The sequence below is a fragment of the Streptomyces sp. NPDC050164 genome (genome assembly GCF_044459945.1).
Taxonomy (GTDB): Bacteria; Actinomycetota; Actinomycetes; order Streptomycetales; family Streptomycetaceae; genus Streptomyces; species Streptomyces coeruleorubidus_A.
Window position 1 is genome coordinate 98408 of the sequence record NZ_JBITJK010000017.1, and the last position, 23722, is coordinate 122129.

15 protein-coding genes and 2 pseudogenes are annotated in these 23722 nt (G+C 72.3%); 8 read left to right on the forward strand and 9 right to left on the reverse strand.

Features of this window, described 5'->3' with window-relative positions:
• Positions 1-68: 68 nt before the first annotated feature.
• Entirely contained in the window at positions 69-1487 is a 1419-nt protein-coding gene (locus ACIBNA_RS22970; protein ID WP_399167048.1) for a diaminobutyrate--2-oxoglutarate transaminase family protein, read from the reverse strand.
• Positions 1488-1826: 339 nt separating this feature from the next.
• Here ACIBNA_RS22970 and ACIBNA_RS22975 point away from each other — a divergent pair, with 339 nt between their 5' ends.
• The gene (locus tag ACIBNA_RS22975; protein WP_399167002.1) at positions 1827-3050 is read left to right on the forward strand and encodes a trypsin-like serine peptidase; all 1224 of its coding nucleotides are present in this window, start codon (positions 1827-1829) and stop codon (positions 3048-3050) included.
• A gap of 54 nt (positions 3051-3104) precedes the next feature.
• Positions 3105-4306: pseudogene (locus ACIBNA_RS22980) on the forward strand (trypsin-like serine peptidase).
• A 66-nt stretch (positions 4307-4372) separates the two neighbouring features.
• On the opposite strand, the gene hflX reads toward ACIBNA_RS22980, so the two are convergent.
• The 6 genes from hflX to miaA form a co-directional block, all read right to left on the reverse strand.
• On the reverse strand, positions 4373-5866 hold the full coding sequence (gene hflX, locus ACIBNA_RS22985; RefSeq protein WP_399167003.1) for a GTPase HflX: 1494 nt from the start codon (positions 5864-5866) through the stop codon (positions 4373-4375).
• 155 nt (positions 5867-6021) lie between these two features.
• Entirely contained in the window at positions 6022-7530 is a 1509-nt protein-coding gene (locus tag ACIBNA_RS22990; RefSeq protein ID WP_399167004.1) for a M1 family metallopeptidase, read from the reverse strand.
• A 121-nt stretch (positions 7531-7651) separates the two neighbouring features.
• Positions 7652-9844 carry a RelA/SpoT family protein gene (locus tag ACIBNA_RS22995; protein ID WP_399167005.1) on the reverse strand — a complete coding sequence of 731 codons (2193 nt, stop codon included), beginning with the start codon at positions 9842-9844 and terminating at the stop codon, positions 7652-7654.
• Between the two features lie 297 nt (positions 9845-10141).
• On the reverse strand, positions 10142-11014 hold the full coding sequence (gene dapF, locus ACIBNA_RS23000) for a diaminopimelate epimerase (protein WP_399167006.1): 873 nt from the start codon (positions 11012-11014) through the stop codon (positions 10142-10144).
• A gap of 152 nt (positions 11015-11166) precedes the next feature.
• The gene (locus tag ACIBNA_RS23005; protein WP_399167049.1) at positions 11167-11715 is read right to left on the reverse strand and encodes a hypothetical protein; all 549 of its coding nucleotides are present in this window, start codon (positions 11713-11715) and stop codon (positions 11167-11169) included.
• 108 nt (positions 11716-11823) lie between these two features.
• Positions 11824-12762, reverse strand: a complete 939-nt coding sequence (gene miaA, locus ACIBNA_RS23010; RefSeq protein WP_399167007.1) for a tRNA (adenosine(37)-N6)-dimethylallyltransferase MiaA — start codon at positions 12760-12762, stop codon at positions 11824-11826.
• A gap of 182 nt (positions 12763-12944) precedes the next feature.
• On the opposite strand from miaA, the gene ACIBNA_RS23015 reads away from it, so the two are divergent.
• On the forward strand, positions 12945-13217 hold the full coding sequence (locus ACIBNA_RS23015; protein WP_399167008.1) for a hypothetical protein: 273 nt from the start codon (positions 12945-12947) through the stop codon (positions 13215-13217).
• A 26-nt stretch (positions 13218-13243) separates the two neighbouring features.
• On the forward strand, positions 13244-13615 hold the full coding sequence (locus ACIBNA_RS23020; RefSeq protein ID WP_399167009.1) for an antitoxin: 372 nt from the start codon (positions 13244-13246) through the stop codon (positions 13613-13615).
• Between the two features lie 139 nt (positions 13616-13754).
• Here the strand turns inward: ACIBNA_RS23020 and ACIBNA_RS23025 are convergent, their stop codons facing one another.
• Positions 13755-14468 carry a class III extradiol dioxygenase subunit B-like domain-containing protein gene (locus ACIBNA_RS23025; RefSeq protein WP_399167010.1) on the reverse strand — a complete coding sequence of 238 codons (714 nt, stop codon included), beginning with the start codon at positions 14466-14468 and terminating at the stop codon, positions 13755-13757.
• Positions 14469-14814: 346 nt separating this feature from the next.
• On the reverse strand, positions 14815-16350 hold the full coding sequence (miaB, locus tag ACIBNA_RS23030; protein WP_399167011.1) for a tRNA (N6-isopentenyl adenosine(37)-C2)-methylthiotransferase MiaB: 1536 nt from the start codon (positions 16348-16350) through the stop codon (positions 14815-14817).
• Between the two features lie 205 nt (positions 16351-16555).
• Between miaB and ACIBNA_RS23035 the strand changes: the two genes are divergently transcribed.
• The 4 genes and pseudogenes from ACIBNA_RS23035 (at position 16556) to ACIBNA_RS23050 (ending at position 23633) form a co-directional block, all read left to right on the forward strand.
• Positions 16556-20314: a helix-turn-helix domain-containing protein gene (locus ACIBNA_RS23035; RefSeq protein ID WP_399167012.1), complete on the forward strand. Its 3759-nt coding sequence runs from the start codon at positions 16556-16558 to the stop codon at positions 20312-20314.
• Positions 20315-20510: 196 nt separating this feature from the next.
• Positions 20511-21941, forward strand: a complete 1431-nt coding sequence (locus tag ACIBNA_RS23040) for a polysaccharide deacetylase family protein (RefSeq protein ID WP_399167013.1) — start codon at positions 20511-20513, stop codon at positions 21939-21941.
• Between the two features lie 385 nt (positions 21942-22326).
• A pseudogene (locus ACIBNA_RS23045) lies at positions 22327-22992 on the forward strand (DUF3533 domain-containing protein); the annotation flags it as partial.
• Positions 22993-23063: 71 nt separating this feature from the next.
• Positions 23064-23633 (forward strand): TetR/AcrR family transcriptional regulator, encoded by a 570-nt coding sequence (locus tag ACIBNA_RS23050; RefSeq protein ID WP_399167014.1) that lies wholly within the window; start codon positions 23064-23066, stop codon positions 23631-23633.
• Positions 23634-23722 lie beyond the last annotated feature (89 nt).

Sequence of the window (23722 nt, forward strand, 5' to 3'; positions counted from 1 at the left end):
ACAGGTACCTCGTCGGGTGGTTCCGGGGCGTGCGATCGGGGCCTGCGAGCCGGGGGCCCTACACAGGCTCACGGCGTGTACGGCTCTGCTGCGGCGCCCCCATGGCAGCGAGCCGCCGCCCGGACAGCGTCGGCCAAGCGGTCCTGCACGGCGGCCGCCTGTTCGTCGGTGATCGTCAGGGGCGGCAGCAGCCGGACGACGCTGGCATGACGGCCGCCGAGGCCGACGATGAGGCCGCGCCGCAGGCACTCCCGCTGGACCGCAGCCGCCAGTTCGGGGGCGGCGGGGACAGGCTCCCCCGCAGCCTCAACCACCCGCCCGGCTCCTCCGCCCGCCCCCTCCGGATCCACGAATTCCACCCCGATCATCAACCCCCTCCCCCGCACATCGCCCACGCACGGAAACTCCCCCGACAGCCCCTGGAGTTGGCGCAGCATGCGTGCCCCGAGGGTCGCCGCGCGTTCGGCGAGGTGGTTTTCCCGGACGTGGGTGAGGGTCGCCGTGCCGGCGGCCATGGCGAGTTGGTTGCCGCGGAAGGTGCCGGCGGGGGCGCCGGGTTCCGGGGCGTCGAGGTCGTCGCGGTAGACCACGACGGCCAGCGGCAGACTGCCTCCGATGGCGTTGGACAGGACCATCACGTCGGGGATCACTCCGCTGTGCTCCACGGCCCAGAAGGCGCCGGTCCGCCCGACGCCCGTCTGGATCTCGTCGGCGATCAGCGGGACGGACCGGTCGGCCGTGAGCTGGCGCATGCGCCGCAGCCAGGCGTCCGGTGCGGGGATCACCCCGCCCTCGCCCTGGACGGGCTCGACGATCACCCCGGCGGGGAGCGCAGCGCCCGGCCCGGGGTCGTCGAGGACGGACTCGGTCCAGCGGGCGGCGAGGTCGGTCCCGCGATCACCCTCGACGCCGAAGGGGCAGCGGTAGTCCTGCGGGTAGGGCAGGCGGGCGTCCCGTACGTCGTGGGCGCCGGCGGACGCGTCGAGTGCCCCGGCCGTCCTTGCGTGGGAGGCGCCGGTGAACGCGATGAGGCCGGTCCGGCCGGTCGCCGCGCGCACCAGTTCGCAGGCGGTCTCCACGGCGTCGCTGCCGGCCGGTCCGCAGAACCGCACGCGGGCCCGGTCGGCGAGCCCTGGGGGCAGGGTGCGGAAAAGCTCGGTGATGAAGGCGTCCCTGACGGGTGTGGCGAGGTCGAGGACGTTGAGGGGCGCGCCGGAGTCGAGGACCTTGCGGATGGCTTCCAGGACGACCGGGTGGTTGTGCCCGAGGGCGAGCGCGCCGGCGCCGGAGAGGCAGTCCAGGTAGCGGCGGCCGTCCGCGCCTTCGATGGTCAGTCCCCGGGCCCGCACCGGCACGATCGGCAGGGCGCGGGCGTAGGTGCGGGCCGCGGACTCGCGCGCGGACTGGCGGCGCAGGATCCCCTCTTGCGCGGCGCGCGCTCCCGGTGCCGTGCCGTCGACGGCACTTGGGAGGGCCCTCACCGGCATACGCCCCACAGCGGCCTCCTCGGACGCAGATCCCGCATGGGTGGATTCCGCCACGACTTCCCTGACCTCCCATTGGGCACGGGGACAGAGGACCGCACACAGACAGCAGGCCCCCCACCGCTACCAACCCCGGTCCGCCCACCGGGTTACGGGTTGCCTCAAGATCCTTTCCGTGACGGAACTGTTGCGGTTCCGTCGGGCCGCCCCCACAGCCACCGCATAGTGTGTGGTGCCGTTCCCGGACGCCGTGAGCTCGGCCTGAACTCCCCATGAGTCGGCGGAAACCAGGCCGAGGCACCGGTTCGTCCATGTTCGTTCCACATCAGGGGGAGTCACATCATGCGATCCACACGGCCGTCGTCCATCGCCAGCCGAGGGGAGAGGGCGCGCCGCAGGAACTCCCCCGTGCTGGCCGCCGTTGCCCTCGCCTCGGCGCTCGCGCTGACCGCCACCGCCTGCGAGTCGGGCGACGCCGCGGCGGGCGGTGAGGCCTCCGCGTCGGCCGGCGCCTCCGACGACGGCAAGCTGAGGATCCCGGACGACATCAGGGACCGGCTCCGCGAGCACGGGATCGACATCGACAAGTGGAAGAACGGCGCCTGGAAGAACTGGGACCGGGACGACTGGCTGCGCGAGGCCAACGAGTACATCAACCCGATCATCGAGGGCCTCTGGGACCCGGACCGCATGCGGGAGGCCGAGGAGTCCGACCAGGGCGTGGACGACAGCGACCTCGCCGGTGACCAGGGCGTGACCGATGCCACGCCCGAGCCGGTCCAGGCGCAGGCCGTGCCGCCGTCGTACCACGCAAGCGCGCCCACGGCCGGGAAGGTGTTCTTCGACTCCCCCAAGGGCTCGGCCGTCTGCTCGGCGACGGTGGTGAAGGACCCGGCCCACCCGGGCAAGTCCAACCTCGTGTGGACGGCGGGCCACTGCGTGCACGCGGGCAAGAAGGGCGGCTGGTACCGCAACATCGCGTTCGTGCCGTCGTACAACGACGACGGCAAGCCGGTCGCGGAACTGGAGAACGCCACCAGGGAGGACGTCGCTCCCTACGGCGTCTGGTGGGGCGACTGGGCGCAGACCTCGGACCAGTGGATCGAGCAGGGCGGCTCGACGGGCGGGGACGGCGCGCCCTACGACTTCGCGGTCATCCATGTGACGCCGGAGAAGGGCAGCGGCGGCAAGTCGCTGGAGGAGACGGTCGGTTCGGCGCTGCCGGTCGACTTCAAGGCTCCCGCCGTACCGAAGTTGAAGAGCGTCACGGCGATCGGCTACCCGGCCGCGGCGCCGTACGACGGGCAGAAGCTGTACCGGTGCCAGGACCAGCCGGGCCGACTGTCGGTCACCGCGTCGGACCCGACGATGTACCGCATCGGCTGCACGATGACCGGCGGTTCGTCCGGTGGCGGCTGGGTCGCGACGGGCTCGGACGGCAAGCCGGCGCTGGTGTCCAACACCTCGATCGGCCCGGTGACGTCGGGCTGGCTGGCCGGTCCGCGCCTGGGCGAGGTGGCCAAGGGCGTGTACGACTCGGTCAGCGAGAAGTTCGCGGGCCGGTGACAGTCCGCTGAACACGTCGGCGGTGGGGCATGCACCAACGGGGGTCATCGCACCATGCGTTCCACACGTACGCCCGCGGCACCGAGGCGCGTGCGGCGCACCGTGCTGGCCGCCACCGGGCTCGTCGCAGCTCTGGCGCTCACCGCGACCGCCTGTGAAGGTTCGGCGGACTCGGCGAGCGACAAGCCCGACGCCACGACCTCGCAGGCTGCGGACGCCGGCGGAAAGGTCAAGATCCCGGCCGACCTCGCGGGCAAGCTCAAGGAGCACGGGATCGACGTCGACCAGTGGAAGGACGGCGGCTGGAAGAACTGGGACAAGGACAAGTGGCTCAGTGACGCCAAGGACTTCGTCAATCCGGTGATCGAGGGCCTGTGGAAGCCGGAGCGGATGCAGTCCGCGAAGGAGGCCGACAGACGGTCACGACGAAGGACGCGTCGGCCGGCCAGGGCGTCAGCGACCCGGATCCGGCGCCCGTCCGGGCGCAGGCCGAGAAGACTCCGTACCAGCGGAACGCCGCCCCGGTCGGCAAGGTCTTCTTCGACTCCCCCGACGGCCCGGCCGTCTGCTCCGGCACGGTGATCAAGGACGTCAACCACCCGGGCAAGTCCAACCTGGTGTGGACGGCGGGCCACGGCGTGCATGCCGGCGGCAACGGCGGCTGGTACCGCAACCTCGTGTTCGTCCCGGCCTACGACGACCTCGGCAAGTCCGAGGCGGAGCTGAGCAACGCGAACCCGACGGAGGTCGCCCCGTACGGCAACTGGTGGGCGGACTGGGCCTCGACCTCGAACCAGTGGATCCAGGGCGGCTCGGAGACCGGCGGTGACGGGGCCGCGTACGACTACGCCGTGCTGCACGTGAAGCCCGAGCAGGGTGCCAAGTCCCTGGAGGAGACGGTCGGTGCCGCGCTGGACGTGGACTTCTCCGCGCCGTCCGCGGCCGAGGCCGCCAAGGTGGGCGCCTGGGGCTACCCGGCGGCGCAGCCCTACAACGGCCTGAAGATGTTCAAGTGCGTCGACGTCCCGGGCCGGTTCTCGCTCAGCCCGAGCCTGCCGACGATGTACCGCATCGGCTGCACCATGACCGGCGGTTCGTCGGGCGGCGGCTGGTTCCGGGTGCTGAACGGCAAGTCCGTGCTGGTGTCCAACACCTCGATCGGCCCGGCCGACAACAGCTGGCTGGCCGGCCCGCAGCTGGGCCGCGATGCCGAGGCGCTCTACCAGAACATGAGCAAGACGTACGGCGGTCGCTGACCGGGACATGCTGAAGGCCCGCTCCCTGTCCGCAAGGAGCGGGCCTTCTCACATCAGGGTCGACCGTCAGAGCGCCGGCGCCGGGACGTACGGCGCGAGCTCCGCCGCCAGTTCCTCGTGCACCCGCACCTTGAGCAGGGTGCCCTCCGGGGTGTGCTCCTCGGAGAGGATCTCGCCCTCGTCGTGAGCACGGGCGACGAGCTTGCCGTGCGTGTACGGCACGAGCACCTCGATCTCGACCGACGGGCGCGGCAGCTCGTTGTCGATGAGCGCGAGCAGCTCGTCGATGCCCTGGCCGGTGCGGGCCGAGACGGCCATGGACCGTTTCTCGACGCGCAGCAGCCGCTGGAGCGTCAGCGGGTCGGCCGCGTCGGCCTTGTTGATCACGACGATCTCGGGTACGCCGGTGGCGCCGACGTCCCTGATCACCTCGCGTACGGCGGCCAGCTGCTCCTCCGGGTTCGGGTGCGAACCGTCCACCACGTGCAGGATCAGGTCGGACTCGCCGACCTCCTCCATCGTGGAGCGGAACGCCTCGACCAGGTGGTGGGGCAGGTGGCGGACAAAGCCGACCGTGTCGGCCAGCGTGTACAGCCGTCCGCTCGGGGTCTCGGCCCGGCGCACGGTCGGGTCGAGGGTCGCGAACAGGGCGTTCTCGACCAGCACGCCCGCGCCCGTGAGACGGTTGAGCAGCGAGGACTTGCCGGCGTTGGTGTAGCCCGCGATGGCGACCGAGGGCACCTTGTGGCGCTTGCGCTCCTGGCGCTTGATCTCGCGGCCGGTCTTCATGTCCGCGATCTCCCGGCGCATCTTCGCCATCTTCTCGCGGATCCGCCGCCGGTCCGTCTCGATCTTGGTCTCACCGGGACCACGGGTGGCGAGGCCGCCGCCCTTGCCGCCGCCCATCTGCCGGGACAGCGACTGACCCCAGCCGCGCAGCCTCGGCAGCATGTACTGCATCTGCGCGAGCGCGACCTGCGCCTTGCCCTCTCGGGACTTGGCGTGCTGGGCGAAGATGTCCAGGATCAGGGCCGTACGGTCGATGACCTTGACCTTGACGACGTCCTCGAGGTGGATCAGCTGGCCGGGGCTGAGCTCACCGTCGCAGATGACGGTGTCCGCGCCCGATTCGAGGACGATGTCGCGCAGTTCCTCGGCCTTGCCGGAGCCGATGTAGGTGGCCGCGTCGGGCTTGTCGCGGCGCTGGATCACACCGTCGAGCACCAGCGCGCCGGCCGTCTCCGCGAGGGCGGCGAGCTCCGCGAGGGAGTTGTCCGCGTCCTGCACGGTTCCCGTGGTCCAGACGCCGACGAGCACGACCCGCTCCAGGCGGAGCTGGCGGTACTCGACCTCGGTGACGTCCTCGAGCTCGGTGGAGAGGCCCGCCACACGGCGCAGAGCCGCGCGCTCGGAGCGGTCGAACTGGTCGCCGTCCCGCTCTCCGTCGATCTCGTGGCTCCAGGCGACGTCCTCTTCCATCAGGGCATCGGCCCGAAGACCCTCGGGGTGGCTGTGCGCGAAGCTCTTGGTGTCCTGGGAAGGGGAAGAAGAGGAGGTCATTGGATCCTTACGTAGCTGGGGAACCGTTTACGGCGACGGAGCGCTGTGAGCTTTCCGTCACCCGGCATAACGCGCGAGCACTCCGGGAGATTCCCGGCGCTCGTGCCGCGCCGACCTGAAGATGGTCGCACGGCACGGGGCGTCTCGTCACCGTGTTATCGAGCGGCGGCCTTCGCGGGTGGAGCAGGTTTCGCTGGTGCGGCCGGCTTCCAGTCCGGGTGCCCGGGCATCGGCGGGGTCTTCTCCCCGTACAGCCAGCCCTGGAAGAAGCCGTCCAGGTCGCGCCCGGAGATCTCGGCGGCCAGCCGGACGAAGTCCTCCGTCGTCGCGGTGTCGTCCTGGTACCGGCCGACCCAGGCGCGTTCCAGGCGCTCGAAGGCCGGGCGGCCGATCTCCTCGCGCAGGGCGTACAGGACGAGCGCGGCCCCGTCGTAGACGTTGGGCCGGAAGATGCCGGTCTTGCGGCCCGGCTCGGGGGCTTTCGGGGCGGCGGGTGGGCCGCCGGCCGCGCGCCAGCGGTCGGAGGCGCCGTACGCGGCCTTCATACGGTCCCGCATCGGCTTGCCGGCCCGCTCCTCGGCGTACAGCGCCTCGTACCAGGTGGCGTGTCCTTCGTTGAGCCACAGGTCGGACCAGGTGCGGGGGCCGACGCTGTTGCCGAACCACTGGTGGGCCAGCTCGTGGACCATGATCGCCTCGACGTACCACGCGGGGTAGACGGGCTCGGTGAACAGCTCCCGCTCGAAGAGGGAGAGCGTCTGGGTCTCCAGTTCGAAGCCGGTGGAGGCGTCGGCCACGAGCAGGCCGTACGTCTCGAAGGGGTAGCGGCCTGCCTTGCTCTCCAGCCAGGCGATCTGCTCCGGGGTCTTCTCCAGCCAGGGTTCGAGCGCCTTGCGGTGCCTGGTCGGGACGACGTCCCGTACGGGCAGTCCGCGCGGGCCGGTGCGGTGCAGCACGGTGGAGCGGCCGATGGAGACCTGGGCGAGCTCGGTGGCCATGGGGTGCTGGGTGTGGTACGTCCAGGTGGTCGACCCGCCGGACTTGTCCACCCCGGCGGACAGGCCGTTGGCGACGGCCGTGTGACCGTCGGGCGCGGTGACCCGGATGGTGAACATCGCCTTGTCGGAGGGGTGGTCGTTGCACGGGAACACCAGGTGCGCGGCGTCGGCCTGGTTGGCCATCGCGAGGCCGTCCGCGGTGCGCACCCAGCCGCCCTCGCGGCCCTCGGCGGGCACGGGGTCACTGGTGTGCCACACGGTGATCCGCATCCAGTTGCCGTCCGCCACCGAGTCCTCGGGCGTGATCACCAGGTCCTCGCCGGCGGTGCTGAAGGTGGCGGGGTCGCCGTCGACCTCGACCGAGTGGACCGTGCCGTGGGCGAAGTCCAGGTTGACGCGGTCCAGGTCGGCGGTGGTCCAGGCGTCGATGGTGGTCACGGCCCGCAGCGGCTCGCTGTTGTTGCCGGGGTAGGTGAAGGAGAGGTCGTACGACGCGACGTCGTAGCCGGGGTTGCCCAGGTACGGGAAGAGGCGGTCGCCGACGCCGAGCGGGACGGCGGGGGCGCTCGCGGCGACGAGGCAGACGGAGACGGCCGAGGCGAGCAGCGCCGCGGACGTCCGCCGACGACGGGAACGGGTTCGGGTGCGGTGGGGGGTGACGCGCATGCCTCACGGCTATCAGCGCGCGCGTGCGTGACGGGGACGGCGCGCGTCCGGCCCACCCGAACCGGGGACCGGTGCCTGCGCCGGGTGCCGTCCCGTGTCCGGTCGCCGGCGTCCCGGCGGCTCAGCCGCCCTGTGTCTGTGGCTGTGCCCGGGTGACGTCGTACACCCCGGCCACGTTGCGCATGGCGCGCATGAGGGCGGGCAGGTGGGCCGCGTCCGGGAGCTGCACGGTGTAGGTGTGACGGACCTGCTGCTGGGTCGGGGGTTCGACGGTCGCGGAGACGATCTCGGCGCCTTGGAGGGCCATGGCCTCCGTGAGGTCGGCGAGCAGATGCGGACGGACGAACGATTCGGCGACCAGCGTGACCCGGCACTCGGTGGCCTCGCCCCAGCACACGCCGACCTCCGTGCGCCCCCCGTCCTTCATACGGGCCACCGCGGCGCACTCGGCGCGGTGCACGGTGACCGCTCCCCCGCGTACCGCGAAGCCGGTGATCTCGTCGGGCCGTACGGGTGTGCAGCAGCCGGCGAGCCGGACGGTCGCGCCGGGCCGGTCGGTGAGGACGTTGCCGGTGGCGGGGCGGACGGCCGCCTGCTCGGATGCGTCGGCGCTCGTGGGCCGGGCAGCCGCAGCGCGCTCCTCGGACTGCCGGTTCCCCTCGGACTGCCGGTTCTCCCGGGCCTCGGTCCGCTGGGCCTCGGCCTGCGCCGGGTGGGCTGCCAGCCAGCGCTGGATGGCGATCCGGGCCGCGGGCGTGTGCGCGTGCTCCAGCCACTCCCGGGAGGGCTCGGACGCCGGGTCCTGGCCCATGAGGAGCTGGACGGTGTCACCGTCCTTCAGCACGGTGCTCAGCGTGGCCAGTCGGCCGTTGACACGTGCGCCGATGCAGGCGTGCGCGTCCTCTCCGTACTGCGCGTACGCGGCGTCCACGCAGGTCGCCCCCTCGGGCAGGCCGAGCGTGCCGCCGTCGGGCCGGAAGACGGTGATCTCGCGGTCCTGGGCGAGGTCCTCGCGCAGGGTCGACCAGAAGTGGTCCGGGTCGGGTGCCGCCTCCTGCCAGTCGAGGAGCCGGGAGAGCCAGCCGGGGCGGGTGGGGTCGACGCGCTCGCCGTCGGCCGGGTCGTCGGAGGCCGGCGCGTACGGGTTGCCGAGCGCGACGACTCCGGCCTCGGCGACCTTGTGCATCTGGTGGGTGCGGATGAGGACTTCGACGACCTGGCCGTCCTCGCGGGCGACCGCCGTGTGCAGTGACTGGTACAGGTTGAACTTCGGTACGGCGATGAAGTCCTTGAACTCCGAGACGACCGGCGTCATGCAGGTGTGGAGTTCGCCCAGGACGCCGTAGCAGTCGGCGTCCTCGTTCACCAGCACCAGCAGGCGGCCGAAGTCGGAGCCGCGGAGCCGGCCGCGTTTGCGGGAGACGCGGTGCACGGAGACGAAGTGGCGGGGCCGGATGAGGACTTCGGCCGGGATGTCCGCCTCGCGCAGCACGGTGCGCACCTCGTCGGCGACCTCGGCGAGCGGGTCGTCCGCGCGGGCGGCGTTGCGGACGATCAACTCCCTTGTGTGCTCGTACTCCTCGGGGCGCAGGATCGCGAAGACGAGGTCTTCCAGTTCGGTCTTGAGCGCCTGGACGCCGAGCCGTTCGGCGAGCGGGATCAGCACGTCATGGGTCACCTTGGCGATGCGCACCTGTTTCTCGGGGCGCATGACGCCGAGGGTGCGCATGTTGTGCAGCCGGTCGGCGAGTTTGATCGACATGACGCGGACGTCGTTGCCGGTGGCGACGAGCATCTTGCGGAAGGTCTCGGGCTCGGCGGCGGCGCCGTAGTCGACCTTCTCCAGTTTGGTGACGCCGTCGACGAGGTAACGGACCTCCTCGCCGAACTGCTCGCCGACCTGGTCGAGCGTCACGTCCGTGTCCTCGACGGTGTCGTGGAGCAGGGACGCGGTCAACGTCGTGGTCTCGGCGCCGAGTTCGGCGAGGATCAGGGTCACGGCGAGCGGGTGTGTGATGTACGGCTCGCCGCTCTTGCGCATCTGGCCGCGGTGCGAGGACTCGGCCAGGACGTAGGCGCGGCGCAGGGGTTCGAGGTCCGCGTCGGGGTGGTGGGCGCGGTGGGCGTCGACGACGTGGCTGATGGCGTCGGGCAGCCGGTCGCGGGCGGCGGGGCCGAGCAGCGCGGCTCTGCCGAGGCGGCGCAGATCGATCCGGGGGCGGGCCTTTCTGCGCGGGGCTGTCGGCGTCACCGGTCCTGACACCGCGCCCGGCATCGGGCCTGGGGTCACGGAATTCGTGGCCTCCGCACTCATGGGCACCTCCGGCTGCGTGGACCGGCGGACGGGGTGCCCCAGGGCGGACACGGCTCAGGGGGCGGCTTCGGTCCCCCGTCCGGGCCGGTGCTTGATGCTACCGAGCCCACCACGCCCGACTGACCGCCTCTCGCCGAGCGTGAAACTGATCACCCATTCGAGGGATGAATGTGAGGTTTGTGCCCTCGTACGCCATGACCTCAATGGTCGGTTTCACGCCAAGTGGCCGGTTACTGAAGGCTGTTTCGGATCGAGTGGCCGACAGCGCGTGGGTGTTTCAGGCCGGCCGGATCCTGCTCATGCCGCCGCGGCCGCTTCCAGCCACTCCGCGTCGATCTCGCCCTCGGCCACGATCACGGCAGGGCCCGTCATCTCGATCTCGCCGTCGGGCCGCTCGGTGATCACCAGGGTGCCGCCGGGCACGTCCACGGTGTACGTCGCCGGGGTACCGGTGGCCGTCGGGTCGGCCCCGTCACGGCGCGCGGCGGCCACGGCGACCGCGCACGCGCCCGTGCCGCAGGAGCGGGTCTCGCCGGAGCCGCGCTCGTGCACGCGGAGCGCGACGTGCCCGGGACCGCGGTCGACCACGAACTCGACGTTCACACCGTCCGGGTAGGCGGCGGCCGGGCTGAAGGGCGGCGGGGAGAGCAGGTCACCGGCGTGGGACAGGTCGTCCACGAAGGCGACCGCGTGCGGGTTGCCCATGTTCACGTTCCGCGCGGGCCAGCTGCGCTCGCCGACGCTCACCGTGACGTCGCCCTCGGGGAGCACCGCCTTGCCCATGCCCACGGTGACGTCACCGTCCTTGGCGATGTGCACGGTCTTCACGCCCCCGCGCGTGGCGACCGCGAGGTCTCCTTCGGTGACATGTCCGGCGCGCTGGAGGTAGCGCGCGAAGACCCGCACGCCGTTGCCGCACATCTCCGCGATCGAGCCGTCGCCGTTGCGGTAGTCCATGAACCACTCCGCCTCGGCCGCCATGTGCCGGGCCTCGGGGTGCGCGGCGGACCGCACCACGTGCAGCAGTCCGTCACCGCCGATGCCCGCGCGGCGGTCGCAGAGGATCGCGACGGCGGCCGGGGGCAGGTCGACGGCGTTCTCGGGGTCCGGGACGATCACGAAGTCGTTCTCGGTGCCGTGGCCCTTGAGGAAGGCGATCCGCGTGCTCATTCCTCGATCGTACGGGGCGCTCCGCGGGTCGGGCCGAAGGAGGGTGCCAGGGGGTTTCGCGCAGTGAGTCGGTGCGAGTCCGTCGTGGCCTGTCGCGCCCACGCGGCGGAGCCGCATGTCGACACAGCCCCGCGCGCCTTAGGGGGCGCGCCTCAGCGGAGCCTCGCCACTCGCCACACGGCCAGCACTACCACCGCAGCCACCATGACGGCGTACGCGAGTACGATCCGCCAGTCCGGTCTGCGGCCGGAACCCCGGGCCGGCAGGCCCGGCCAGGTGTGGCCCACGCGGCGGGCGGCCATCATGCCCCAGCCGGCCGCGCACGAGCAGATCAGCAGCCCGAGCATGGCGATCACGGCCCCGCTGTCGCCGAAGTCGAAGGCGAGCGGGAACGCGAACATCAGGGAGCCGAGCGCGGCCAGGCTCACGATGGGCGCGAGCTGCCAGATGCGCAGCCGGCGCTGCGGGCGCAGCTCGACCTCGACCTCGCCCGCGAACATCTCCTCGGGCTCGGGGCCGTCGTCCGTCACGCCCTGCGTCTCGTCGGGCCCGTCGGAGCTGAGACGGTCCGACTCCTGGTCCGGTCCGTCCCCGAGCTCCGGGTCGTTCCGGCGTTCCGGTTCATCCCGGCGCTCCGGTTCATCCCGGTCGGCGGTGATGTGATCGGTGCCTTGTGCGGTGTCGCGAGGGCCGGCCTCCATCGCCACGCGCCCTCCCAACTAGGACTCAACTCGGTCGATCGAAGCTCGATGATGGCACGCCGTCGCAGGCACGGATGACGGCCTGGGCGTCCCGATGCCATGACGTGATCAGGCTGTAACCGGTCGGTCGACCAAAGACAGCGCGAGCTGCGGAAGTTCTGTGAGATCGGCCGCAGCCCCACTCAACCAGTGCACCCGGGGATCGCGCCTGAACCATGAATCCTGACGGCGCGCGAAGCGCTTGGTGGCACGCACGGTCTCGACCCGCGCGTCCTCCAGCGTGCACTCCCCGGCGAGCGCCGCGAGCACCTGCTGGTAGCCGAGCGCGCGTGAGGCAGTACGCCCCTCGCGCAACCCCCGCGCCTCGAGTGCGCGCACCTCGTCCACGAGACCGGCCTCCCACATCCGGTCGACCCGGCGCGCGATGCGCTCGTCCAGCTCGGGCCGGGCCACGTCGACGCCGATCTGGATCGTGTCGTACACGGAGTCGTGGCCGGGGAGATTGGCGGTGAAGGGCCTGCCGGTGATCTCGATCACCTCCAGGGCCCGGACGACCCGGCGGCCGTTGCTCGGCAGGATCGCCCGCGCGGCCTCGGGGTCGGCGGCGGCCAGCCGGGCGTGCAGCGCGCCGGAGCCGCGCAGCGTGAGTTCCTCCTCCAGGCGGGCGCGGACCTCGGGGTCGGTGCCGGGGAACTCCAGGTTGTCGACGGCCCCGCGCACATACAGTCCGGAGCCGCCGACCAGGATCGGCCAGCGGCCCTCGGCGAGCAGGGCCTCGATCCGCTCGCGGGCCAGGCGCTGGTACTCGGCGACGGACGCCGTGACGGTCACGTCCCAGATGTCCAGGAGGTGGTGGGGGACGCCGCCGCGCTCCTCGGGCGTCAGCTTGGCGGTGCCGACGTCCATCCCTCGGTAGAGCTGCATGGAGTCGGCGTTGACGACCTCACCGCCGAGACGCTGGGCCAGGAAGACGCCCAGATCGGACTTTCCGGCCGCAGTTGGTCCGACGACGGCGATGACGCGGGGGGCGGGGGGTGCACTGCTCACCGACCCAGTCTCGCAAACCTCGAACCCTGCTCTCGAACGAGTTACGTGACGCCACGACCCCAGGGTCGTTGCCCGTTGCGAGGTCCCTGCCGCCGGATCGCTGAGGCGGTGGCCCGGGTCGCGCAAACCGACGCACCGGGCGACGCGGGATTTCGCCCGCACGAGTAACGTATGGAGTGGATATGGGCGTTTTTGCACGGCTTCTCCGGCGGTCCAAGGCCACGGAGGAGGCGCCTGCTGCCGAGGCTCAGGCCGACAAGGCGACGGCCGGGACCGAGGCGGAGGAAACGGCAGGGGCAGAGGCAGCGGTGAAGGGGGCTGACGGGGTAGCGGAAGCGGCCGCCCCGGCGGCTGCGGCGGCCGAGGCCACCGAGAGCGAAGGCGTCGACATCCCGAAGCAGCAGTCCACCGACAAGGCGGCCGACAACGAGGCCGGCGAGGGCGCCCGTACGTGACCGCCCCGCGCGAGGGAAGGTGAACCATGGGTCTCCTGGACAATGTGAAGGCCAAGCTGGGCCCGGCCAAGGGCAAGGTCTCGGACCTCGCGCAGCGGCACGAGGACAAGATCCAGCACGGCCTCGACAAGGCCGCGCAGGTCGTCGACAAGCGGACCAAGGGCAAGTACAGCGACAGGATCCGGTCGGGCACGGGCAAGGCCAAGGGCGCCATGGACCGACTCGCGCACCAGGGCGACAGCGGACCGGGCGCGGGCCGCACGCCACCGCCGCCCGGCGCGGGTGGCACCACGCCGCCGGGTGCGGGTGGCACCACGCCGCCGGATACGGGCCGTACGGCGCCGCCGCGGGACGCCGGAGGCACCCCGCCGCCGGACGCACCACCGCCCACTTCCTGAGGGCCTGTCGACGCAGAAGGTCCTGAACACACACCGGCACACCGAAGGGCACATCGGCGGACGGCCGTGGAGCACGAGGGCTCCCGGCCGTCCGCCGTTTCCCGTGCCCGCCGTCGGTGCGGCCGCCCTGCCGCCGGGTCTACGCCCAGGTGGCCACGATGTATCCCACCCCGTACGGCGCGTCCTCGTACAGCAGTGATCCGCCGACGTCCGCGCCCTCGGCCGCGCCCGCCAGGACCTGCCAGGGGGCCCGGCCGGAGGCCTTCAGATCGTGCGCCAGTCCTGTGTCCAGGGTGGTGAGCGCGGCCACGTCCGCCGTGCCGAGTGCGCGCGCGATCTCCGCGTCGAAGGGCGCCGCGCGTTCGTCCAGATATCCCGGGGCCTTGAGCGTCCGGCAGGCGCTGGCGTCACCCATCACCAACAGCGCGACCCGCTCGGCCGATGCTGCGAGGTCCCGTCCGATCCGGGCACACCGCTCGGGCGCGAGCCGGTCCCCCACGCCGAGTCCCTCGACCGGGGCGTCGGACCACCCCGTCCGCTCCAGCAGCCAGGCGGCCACCGCCAGCGAGTACGGCAGCCGTTGTTCCGTGGGCATGCCCTCGTCCGGTCCCAGCCGTACGTCGAGATCGACGCCGAAGCCCCGCAACGAGCCCCGCGTGCCCTCCGGGTACGTCTCGGGCCCGGCGCTCTCCACCGGCCCGACGACCACGAGCCGGCCGGGCCGGGCCGCGGCGAGCACGCCCAGCGCGTCCCTGCAGGCGGCCCGCGCGGCGTCCAGCTCCGGGGCGGCGCCCGCGGCCACGTCGGGCACCAGGAGGGGTGGGCAGGGGCAGACGGCGGCGGCGACAAGCATGATCGGCAGGGTAACCCTCGGGGGCCGCCCGCACGCAGGTGGCGGCCCCGGCCTCACGCTGGCCGCAGGCGCCGGACGCAGCCCGGCCCGACACGAAGGCAGCAGGTCACAAGCCCGGCCGGACACAGGACGCCGGCCCGGCAGCACACGGGCCGAGTGCCCCAGCCCCGGACCGACTCCGCCCCAGCGGGGACTCAGCCGCCGCCGGAGGCAACCACAGCCTGAGCCGACCGCAGCCAGGCCCCAGTCGCGTCATTTCACCGGCCGCGGCCGCAGTTCGGCTCAGGCGCAATCAGCACCGGCCGCAGCCCGACCCAGCCGCACTCAGCCCCAACCCCAGCCCGGCTCAGTCGCAGCCGCAGCCCGTCGTCGCCACCGGGAGCGGCTCGGGGACGCCGATCTTCGGCAGGCCCAGGAGCACGCCGGCCGGCTGGGCCGGCTTGCCCGTCTTCTCGGCGTTGCGCTTCTCCCAGGCGTCGCCCGCGCGCGTGCGGCGCACGTCCAGCACGGGGCCCTCGGCGAGGAGGTGGTGCGGGGCGGCGTAGGTGATCTCGACCGTGACCACATCGCCGGGGCGGACCTCCTGGTCCGGCTTGGTGAAGTGGACCAGGCGGTTGTCGGGGGCGCGGCCGGACAGGCGGTGGGTGGTGTCGTCCTTGCGGCCCTCGCCCTCGGCGACCATCAGCTCCAGCGTGCGGCCGACCTGCTTCTTGTTCTCCTCCCAGGAGATCTCCTCCTGGAGGGCGACCAGACGCTCGTAGCGCTCCTGGACGACCTTCTTGGGGATCTGGCCGTCCATCTCGGCGGCCGGGGTGCCCGGGCGCTTGGAGTACTGGAAGGTGAAGGCCTGGGCGAAGCGGGCCTCGCGCACCACGTGCAGGGTCTGCTCGAAGTCCTCCTCGGTCTCGCCGGGGAAGCCCACGATGATGTCCGTGCTGATCGCCGCGTGCGGGATGGCCGCCCGGACCTTCTCGATGATCCCGAGGTAGCGCTCCTGGCGGTAGGAGCGGCGCATGGCCTTCAGGACCGTGTCCGAGCCGGACTGGAGCGGCATGTGCAGCTGCGGCATCACGTTCGGCGTCTCGGCCATAGCGGCGATGACGTCGTCGGTGAAGTCACGCGGGTGCGGGGAGGTGAAGCGGACGCGCTCCAGGCCCTCGATCTTCCCGCAGGCGCGCAGCAGCTTGCTGAAGGCCTCGCGGTCGCCGATGTCGGAGCCGTACGCGTTGACGTTCTGCCCGAGCAGCGTGATCTCGGAGACCCCCTCGCCGACCAGGGTCTCGATCTCGGCGAGGATGTCGCCGGGGCGGCGGTCCTTCTCCTTGCCGCGCAGGGCCGGGACGATGCAGAACGTGCAGGTGTTGTTGCAGCCCACGGAGATGGAGACCCAGGCCGCGTACGCGCTCTCGCGCCGCGTCGGCAGCGTGGAGGGGAACGCCTCCAGCGACTCGGCGATCTCGACCTGCGCCTCCTCCTGCACGCGTGCGCGTTCCAGCAGGACCGGCAGCTTGCCGATGTTGTGCGTGCCGAAGACGACGTCCACCCAGGGCGCCTTCTTCACGATGGTGTCGCGGTCCTTCTGTGCCAGACAGCCGCCGACCGCGATCTGCATGCCGGGGTGGGCGGCCTTCTTGGGCGCCAGGTGGCCGAGGTTGCCGTAGAGCTTGTTGTCGGCGTTCTCACGCACGGCGCAGGTGTTGAAGACGACGACGTCGGCGTCGTCGGCTCCTTCGGGGGCTCGCACGTAGCCCGCGTCCTCCAGCAGACCGGCCAATCGCTCGGAGTCGTGAACGTTCATCTGACACCCGTAGGTGCGGATCTCGTAGCTTCGGGTAACGCCCACTTCGTCCACTGCTCCGGCCCGATCACTGCTGCTGGTCATGACTCAAGGGTAAGGGCGCGCCGGCAACGCCCACTCCAGACCGGGCTTGGGATCACCGTGCACAGCGCGGCGAGCGGCAAGCCGTACCTGACCATGGCCAACCCGAGGAATCCCGGCACACGCGGTGAACCCGGATTGCCTGCGGACGGGTGAAAACGTAGGTTGAGCTCCGTTTTCTTGTTCGAGGGTCGAAAGGTGCCACCAGGTGGGTCGACGCGAGAAACCGGTGGACCCCAGCGCCGGTCCGGTGCAGCGCCTCGCGCACGACCTGCGGCTGCTGAGGGAGAAGGCCGGGAAACCGCCGTACCGGGAGATGGCCGAGCGTGCGGGCTACTCCACGACCGCGTTGTCGCAGGCCGCGGCCGGCGACCAGCTGCCGACTCTGGCGGTGGTGCGCGCCTACGCGGAGGCGCTCAACGCCGACGCCGACGAGTGGGAGGCCCGCTGGCGGGAGGCGGACGCCGAGCTCCGTGCTCCCGCGGCCGACGAGCGGGCTCCGTACCGGGGGCTGGCCCGCTTCGAACCGGACGACAGTGACCTGTTCTTCGGCCGGGAGGCACTGGCCCGCGAACTCCTGAACCTGGCGCGCACGCACCGGTTCGCGGCGGTGTTCGGGCCCTCCGGCAGCGGCAAGTCCTCGCTGCTGAGGGCCGGCCTCATCCCGCTGCTGCGGGAGGGCGGGGGCGCCGACCGGCCGGCGGTGGTCCGGGTCCTCACGCCCGGCGAACGGCCCGCCCACGCACACGAGCAGGCGCTCGTTCCCCGGGACGGTGAGCTGGACACCTGGGTGATCGTCGACCAGTTCGAGGAGCTGTTCACCCTCTGCCACGACCGCGAGGAGCGGGACCGTTTCCTGGATCTGTTGCTCGGCGCGCGGGATCCGGAGAGCCGCCTGCGGGTGGTGGTCGCGGTGCGCGGCGACTTCTACGGCCACTGTGCCGAACACCGGGAGCTGGCGGAGGCGGTCAGTCACGCGAACCTGCTGGTCGGGCCGATGAGCGGAGAGGAGCTGCGGGAGGTCGTCACCGGTCCCGCCACCGCCGCGGGGCTCAACGTGGAGCGGGTGCTGACCGCGCGGATCATCGAGGAGGTCGGCGCCCGGCCGGGCGCGCTGCCGATGCTCTCGCACGCCCTGCTGGAGACCTGGCGCCGTCGCCGGGGCCGCACGCTGACGCTGGCCGCGTACGAGGAGACGGGCGGCGTGCGCGGGGCGATCGCCGCCACCGCCGAGCAGGTCTACGGCGAACTGGACCAGAGCCAGGCCCGTACGGCCCGGCGCATCCTGCTGCGGCTGATCGCCCCGGGGGACCGCACGGCCGACACGCGCCGCCCGGCGTCCCGTGCCGAGCTGGGACCGGGCGCGCTCGACGTCCTTGAACGACTGGCCGCCGCCCGCCTGGTCACCCTGGACGGCGACACCGTCGAACTCGCCCACGAGGCCCTGATCACCGGGTGGCCGCGGCTCGCCGGCTGGATCGAGGAGAGCCGGGAGCGGCTGCGCGCCCAGCGGGGCCTCGGCGAGGCCGCCCGGACCTGGGAGGAGCTGGACCGTGACTCCGGCGCGCTGTTGCGGGGGGCACGGCTGGACCGCGCCGAGGAGCTGTTCGGCAGGCAGCAGGAGAAACAACAGGAGCGAGAGGAGAACCAGAGAGAGGAGAACGACGACCTCACCCGGCTGGAGCGGGCCTTCCTGACCGCCTCGGCCGCGGCCCGTGACGCCGAGCGGGACGCCGGGGCGCGCGCCGCCCGCCGCACACGGGCCCTCGCCATCGGTCTCTGCGTGTTCCTCGTGCTCGCGCTCACCGCGGGACTCGTCGCCTGGCAGCGCGACCGGGTGAGCGAGGAAGAGGCCGCCAAGGCCGCCGCCCGCCGCCTGGCCACCGTCGCCGAGAGCCTGCGCGCCACCGATCCCCGTACCGCGTCCCTGCTCGGCGCCGCCGCGTGGCGGATCGCCCCGCTCACCGAGTCCCGCTCCGCCCTGCTGGGCGCGCTCGCCCAGCCGGAACGCGACGCCTTCACAGACCCGCAGACCGGCCAGAACGTCCGGCGCTTCCTCACCGACCAGGGCCGCACCCTGCTCAGGGCCGACGGCGGCCGCGTCACCGCCTGGAACGTGGCCGACCACCGCCGTACCGGCGCCTACCACCTGCCGAGCGACGCGGAGGCGACCGACGTCGGTCCGGGTGGGCGGTTCCTCGTCCTGAGCGGGTCGGCCAGCGACACCCTGTGGAACCTCCCCGAGGGGAGATCCGTCGCCGATCTGGGCGATGCGGAGCTCGGGGCGACCGCGCCCGGCGGAGAGGCGTACCTCATCCAGCCGTTCGACGGGCCCGGGCAGGTACAGGTCCGCCGGACGAAGAACGGCAAGGTCCTCTTCACCACCGGTGTCTCCCGCAGTATCACCACGGCGGCCCTCGGCCGGGGCGGGCGTCTGGCCGCTCTCTGCCCTGCCGAGAGCCCGCCCCAGGTGTGGGACACCGTGCGCGGCAGGCAGGTGCCCGGCGCCTGGCAGAAGGCGGACAAGACCGTGTGCGGCACCGGCTCGGGAGCGGACGGCGGGGACCGGCTGCTGCGCCTCAGCGCGGACGGCAGGCGGCTGGCCTCGGTCCACGGGACGGCGGCCACCGTCTGGGACGTCCGCAGCGGCCGCGTCGTCGCCGACTTCGACAGCGGCGGCACGACCGGGTTCGCCCAGGCGGACCTCTCGCCCGACGGGGAGTTCCTCGCCACCACCGACGACCAGGAGATCGCCGTATGGCAGCTGGCGTCGGGGGGCGGGCAGGTCTTCCACCGGCCGCTGGCCGGCGCGGAGGTCACAGGGCTGACGTGGACCCCGGACCACGGCCGCCGCATCCTGCGCTACCTCGACCGCGCCACCATCCACACCTTCGACCTCACCGACCGCCTCGCCGCACACTGGCAGAGCACCCCGGCCGACGCCACGCTCCTCGCCCCCGACGGCACCACCCTCGCCACCGCCACCCGGTCGGGGGGCGGCTACCGCCTCGACCTGCGCTCCACCGGCACCGGCGCCGTCCTCGCCCGGAGCACGCTCGGCCCCCTGCCGAGCCTCACCGGCGACGAAACCCCGCTGCTGGCCTTCAGCCCGGACGGCCGAACGCTCGCCGTCGCCGACACCACCTCCTCGGGCGGCTCCCTGCGGCTGCGCTTCACCGTGTGGGACGTACGGGACCGCACGGTCCGTACGAGCTTCACCACCTCCGGAGCGGCCGACCGCCCCGTGTCCGCGCTCGCCCTGGGCACCGACGGGCGCACACTGCTGGCCGCGCGCTCCGCGGGTGACGGCGAGGCGGCGGAGGTCTGGGACACCCGGACCCACCGCACGTCCCGGACCCTGCACGGCCTCTTCGGGCAGGGCGTGGCCGTGCGGCCGGACGGACGGCTCCTCATCGGCTCCGCCGACCAGTACGCCGACCTGTCCTCCGGCAAGGTCACCGGGTGGGCGCTCGCCGACGGCCGTGAGGTCACCGCGCTCGCCTTCAGCCCCGACGGCACCCGGCTCGCCGTGGGCGATGTCACCGGGCACGTGACCCTCTGGGACGGCGACCTGCGGCACACCACGGGCGTCCTGACCGGCACCGCCGACACGGCCCCGAGCAGCCAGACCGAGGCCGTGGGCGCGCTGGCCTTCTCCTCCGACGGCGGCACCCTCGCCGTGGGGGGAGCCGACGGGACCCTCCGGCTGTGGGACACCGCCGGGCAGCGACTGCTCGGCGGCGACCTGCCCACGGCCGGGGACGAGATCCGCTCGCTCGCCTTCGGAGGGAACGACGGCATGCTCTACGCCACCAGCCCGAACGTGGTGCTGCAACGCCGCCCCATCGCCCCCGACGCGGCCGTCCGCGCCATCTGCGAACGCGCCGGTGGCGGACTGCCCCGGGCGCAGTGGCGGCGGTACGTCCCCGACGCGCCGTACCGGCAGGTCTGCCCAGCAGCGCACTGAAAGCGCACAAAAGGGGACAGAGTGCCGCAGGAGCCGGCCCTGAAATTGTTCACGGTGACCCCGGGGCTCGCTGAAAAACGCCCCTGACCAGAACGATCGGAGATCACAACGGCCGTCGGTGTCCCTCGAACGCGGCGGCCGCCCGGCGTCCGGTCCGCGACGCCCGGAAGGTCTCCTCCCCTCAGGTTCTGGTCACATGCGCTCTCACACCCTGCTCCCTGCCCTCCTGCTGCTCGGCTCTCTCACCTCAGCCTGTGCGCACGGGACGTCCGAACCCCCGGTCACGGCAGCCGACGGCGCCCGGCCCGGTTCGTCACCGTCCCCGGCCCGGACGGCCGACCCATCGAAGATCAAGGGCCTGGAGATCGTCAGCGACAGCAGCGAGAGCGGCTCCTGCCCGTTCGCGACCAGCTACCCGGACGTGCCGGGCGCGGAGGCGATGACGGCCGCGATGAAGAAGGACGTGGAGCGGCGCCTGGCTAGCTTCCGCTCGGGGGCGTGCACGGGTTCGGGCGGCGCGGACGGCCGCGAGCTCAACATCAGCCACCAGTTCCTGGTCGCCTCCGGCGACGTGCTCGGCGTCCGCCTCACCACGCAGGACCAGAGTGCGGCGGGCGACGGACTGTCCGCCAGCACGTACTGGTACGACGGCAAGGCCGGCGCCTACCGCACGACACTCGGACTCGTCGCCGACGGCTCCCGGGACGCCTTCGTCGCCGCCTTGAAGGATCAGCTCAAGGACCGGGAGGGCGTGGATGCAGCCGCCCTGGACGACAAGTTCTCCGACCCGGACACCCGCGACGCCGCCCTGTACGACATGGCGTTCACCGCCGACGGCGGACTGCGGGTGCACTTCGACCGCGGCGACGTGGGCGTTCCGGCCGCCGGAGCCCAGACGGTGACCATCACCAAGAAGACGATCACCCCATGGCTGTCCGCGTTCGGCAAGCGCGCCCAGCGGCAGACCGTGAGCCCCAGCCGTTCACTCGACCTGGGCGCGCCCCACATCCCCGCCCCGGCCGTCCCCACCCACACCGCCTCCGGCGACGACGACACCGACTGCAAGAAGGTCAAGTGCATCGCCCTGACCTTCGACGACGGACCCGCCGTCCCCGAGACCTCGACCCTGCTGACCCACCTCGCCCGGTACAAGGCGCGCGTCACCTTCTTCGCCGTCGGCCAGAACGTCGCCGCCCACCCCGACCTCATCCGCGCCGAGGCGAAGGCCGGCCACGAGATCGGCAACCACTCCTGGAACCACCCCGACCTCACCCGGCTCAGCTCGCAGCAGGTCGCCTCCCAGCTGGGCCGCACCAGCGCCGCCATCAAGGCCGCCACCGGCAAGACCCCCACCCTCTTCCGCCCGCCCTACGGCGCCGTCAACCGCACCGTCAGGGCCGCCACCACCCTCTCGCCGGTGCTGTGGGACGTCGACACCGAGGACTGGAAGTACCGCGACCCCGCCAAGGTGGCCCGGACCGTCATCACCAAGGCCCAGCCCAACGATGTCGTCCTCCTGCACGACATCCACGCCACCTCGGTCGCGGCCGTCCCCGAGATCCTGCGCACCCTCACCGCCCGCGGCTACCACTTCGTCACGGTCAGCCACCTGCGCGCCACGCTGTGACGCCCAGGGTCGGGTCGGGGGTTGTCCCGGGCAGGAGCGCCTTGAGGACCAGCGGCCTCTGATGGACCCTCGATGCCGAACGCCTCCCGCGCCTGCGCCGACTGCTTGCGCTTGCCACGTGCAACTGGCTCTCCCGGGGCTATCCGGCCGCATTCACCGCATCCGTCCTGGTCATGCCCCTCTTCCCGAACGGCGGATTCGCCCCCGACTTCCTGATCCTCACGACACCTCTCTCCTTCCTGAGCACGGTCCTCCCCTTCGGTCCCGGCACCGAGGGCGGTGGGGCGGTCGAGGTGCTCGCCACCGGCTTCTGGGCCGTATGGCTGCTCCCTGAGCACCCTCGTGAACGCCGCCCGTGCTGGGCGCCCTCGTCGCGAGGTCCGCGGCCCCCGCACCGGCCGTCGCGGCGCGCGTCCTGCTCGCCGACCCGGCCGCCGTCACGGTCGAGGACGGGCATCTGGACCACGCCCTCGGCTACACCCACAACGACATGGGCCCGCTGCGCCTGCACCGCCCGCTGATCCGGGCGACCCGGGTGCAGACCCTCGCCATCGGCAGCACTCTGATGATCGGCCTGTCCCTGCTGATGGGGACCCTGGTCAGGGCGGGCGCGGTCGGCGTCATGGGGATGGACGCCGCCCATCTGCCGCTGCTGTGGCTGTACTCGGTGTGCGCCATCGCGGTCTGCGGCATCGGTGCGCTCGCCCTCCTCGCGGTCTGCGGCACGCCCGGCATGCTGGTGGTCACGCCGGTCTTCATCGGGATGGCGGTGCCGACGGCCGGCGCCACCACCCCCATCGAGGCGCTGCCCGGCTTCTACCGCTTCCTCGCGGAGTTCGAGCCGCTGCGGCAGATCACCGGCGGTCTCCACTCGATCCTCTACTACGACGCCCAGGCCGACGCGGGCCTGGCCCGGGGCTGGGTGATGACGGCCGTCGGCCTCGCGGTGGCCGCGCTGTTCGGCTTCGGCATGACCGGCTGGTACGACCGCAGGGGGCTGCATCGCATCCCGGTCGAGACGAAACCCGGGAAAACCGCCGCCCCGGCATAGCGGAAACCGCCCCCGCACACCCTGAAAACCGATCGGTTTTCATTTTGCCCCCATCGAGTTAACCTCGCAGTATGACGACAGAAGTGAAGCCGAGCACCAGAGAGCGGCTGCTGGAGGCCGCGGCCACGCTCACCTACCGGGACGGTGTCGGCATCGGCGTCGAGGCGCTGTGCAAGGCGGCGGGGGTGTCGAAGCGCTCCCTGTACCAGCTGTTCGAGAGCAAGGACGAACTGCTGGCAGTGAGCCTGGAGGAGCGCGCCTCCGCCTTCGTGGCAACCCTCCTGCCCGCGCCGGACGACGGACGGTCACCCCGCGAGCGGATCCTGCACGTCTTCGAGCAGGTGGAGTCGCAGGCGGGTGCGCCCGAGTTCCGAGGCTGCCGGTACCTGGCTGTGCAGATCGAACTGAAGGATCAGAACCACCCCGCGAGCCGGGTGGCCCACCGGATCAAGGCGAGCCTGACCGAGTTCTTCCGCTCCGAGGCCGAACAGGGCGGGGCGGGCGACCCCGACCTGCTGGCCCGGCAGCTCAGCCTGGTCTTCGACGGCGCCAGTGCCCGTGCGGGGATCGGGGCCGACAAGCTGACTGGGCTCATCGCGCCCACCGTGACCACCCTGCTCGATGCGGCGGGCATGCGCTGACACATCCCTCATAGGCGTTCGCCATGGACGCCACGGCCCGTGACCCGCGCTCGGTGACGCACCCCGATGCCGTTCCGCTGACGCTCGAC

What these genes read in the sequence shown, in the direction of transcription:
- miaB (WP_399167011.1), bottom strand. Translation starts at nt 16,350, where the DNA reads ATGACCAGCAGCAGTGATCGGGCCGGAGCAGTGGACGAAGTGGGCGTT.
- ACIBNA_RS23025 (WP_399167010.1), bottom strand. Translation starts at nt 14,468, where the DNA reads ATGCTTGTCGCCGCCGCCGTCTGCCCCTGCCCACCCCTCCTGGTGCCC.
- ACIBNA_RS22990 (WP_399167004.1), bottom strand. Translation starts at nt 7,530, where the DNA reads ATGCGCGTCACCCCCCACCGCACCCGAACCCGTTCCCGTCGTCGGCGG.
- ACIBNA_RS23005 (WP_399167049.1), bottom strand. Translation starts at nt 11,715, where the DNA reads ATGGAGGCCGGCCCTCGCGACACCGCACAAGGCACCGATCACATCACC.
- ACIBNA_RS22970 (WP_399167048.1), bottom strand. Translation starts at nt 1,487, where the DNA reads ATGCCGGTGAGGGCCCTCCCAAGTGCCGTCGACGGCACGGCACCGGGA.
- ACIBNA_RS22995 (WP_399167005.1), bottom strand. Translation starts at nt 9,844, where the DNA reads ATGAGTGCGGAGGCCACGAATTCCGTGACCCCAGGCCCGATGCCGGGC.
- dapF (WP_399167006.1), bottom strand. Translation starts at nt 11,014, where the DNA reads ATGAGCACGCGGATCGCCTTCCTCAAGGGCCACGGCACCGAGAACGAC.
- ACIBNA_RS23020 (WP_399167009.1), top strand. Translation starts at nt 13,244, where the DNA reads ATGGGTCTCCTGGACAATGTGAAGGCCAAGCTGGGCCCGGCCAAGGGC.
- hflX (WP_399167003.1), bottom strand. Translation starts at nt 5,866, where the DNA reads ATGACCTCCTCTTCTTCCCCTTCCCAGGACACCAAGAGCTTCGCGCAC.
- ACIBNA_RS23050 (WP_399167014.1), top strand. Translation starts at nt 23,064, where the DNA reads ATGACGACAGAAGTGAAGCCGAGCACCAGAGAGCGGCTGCTGGAGGCC.
- ACIBNA_RS23015 (WP_399167008.1), top strand. Translation starts at nt 12,945, where the DNA reads ATGGGCGTTTTTGCACGGCTTCTCCGGCGGTCCAAGGCCACGGAGGAG.
- ACIBNA_RS23040 (WP_399167013.1), top strand. Translation starts at nt 20,511, where the DNA reads ATGCGCTCTCACACCCTGCTCCCTGCCCTCCTGCTGCTCGGCTCTCTC.
- ACIBNA_RS22975 (WP_399167002.1), top strand. Translation starts at nt 1,827, where the DNA reads ATGCGATCCACACGGCCGTCGTCCATCGCCAGCCGAGGGGAGAGGGCG.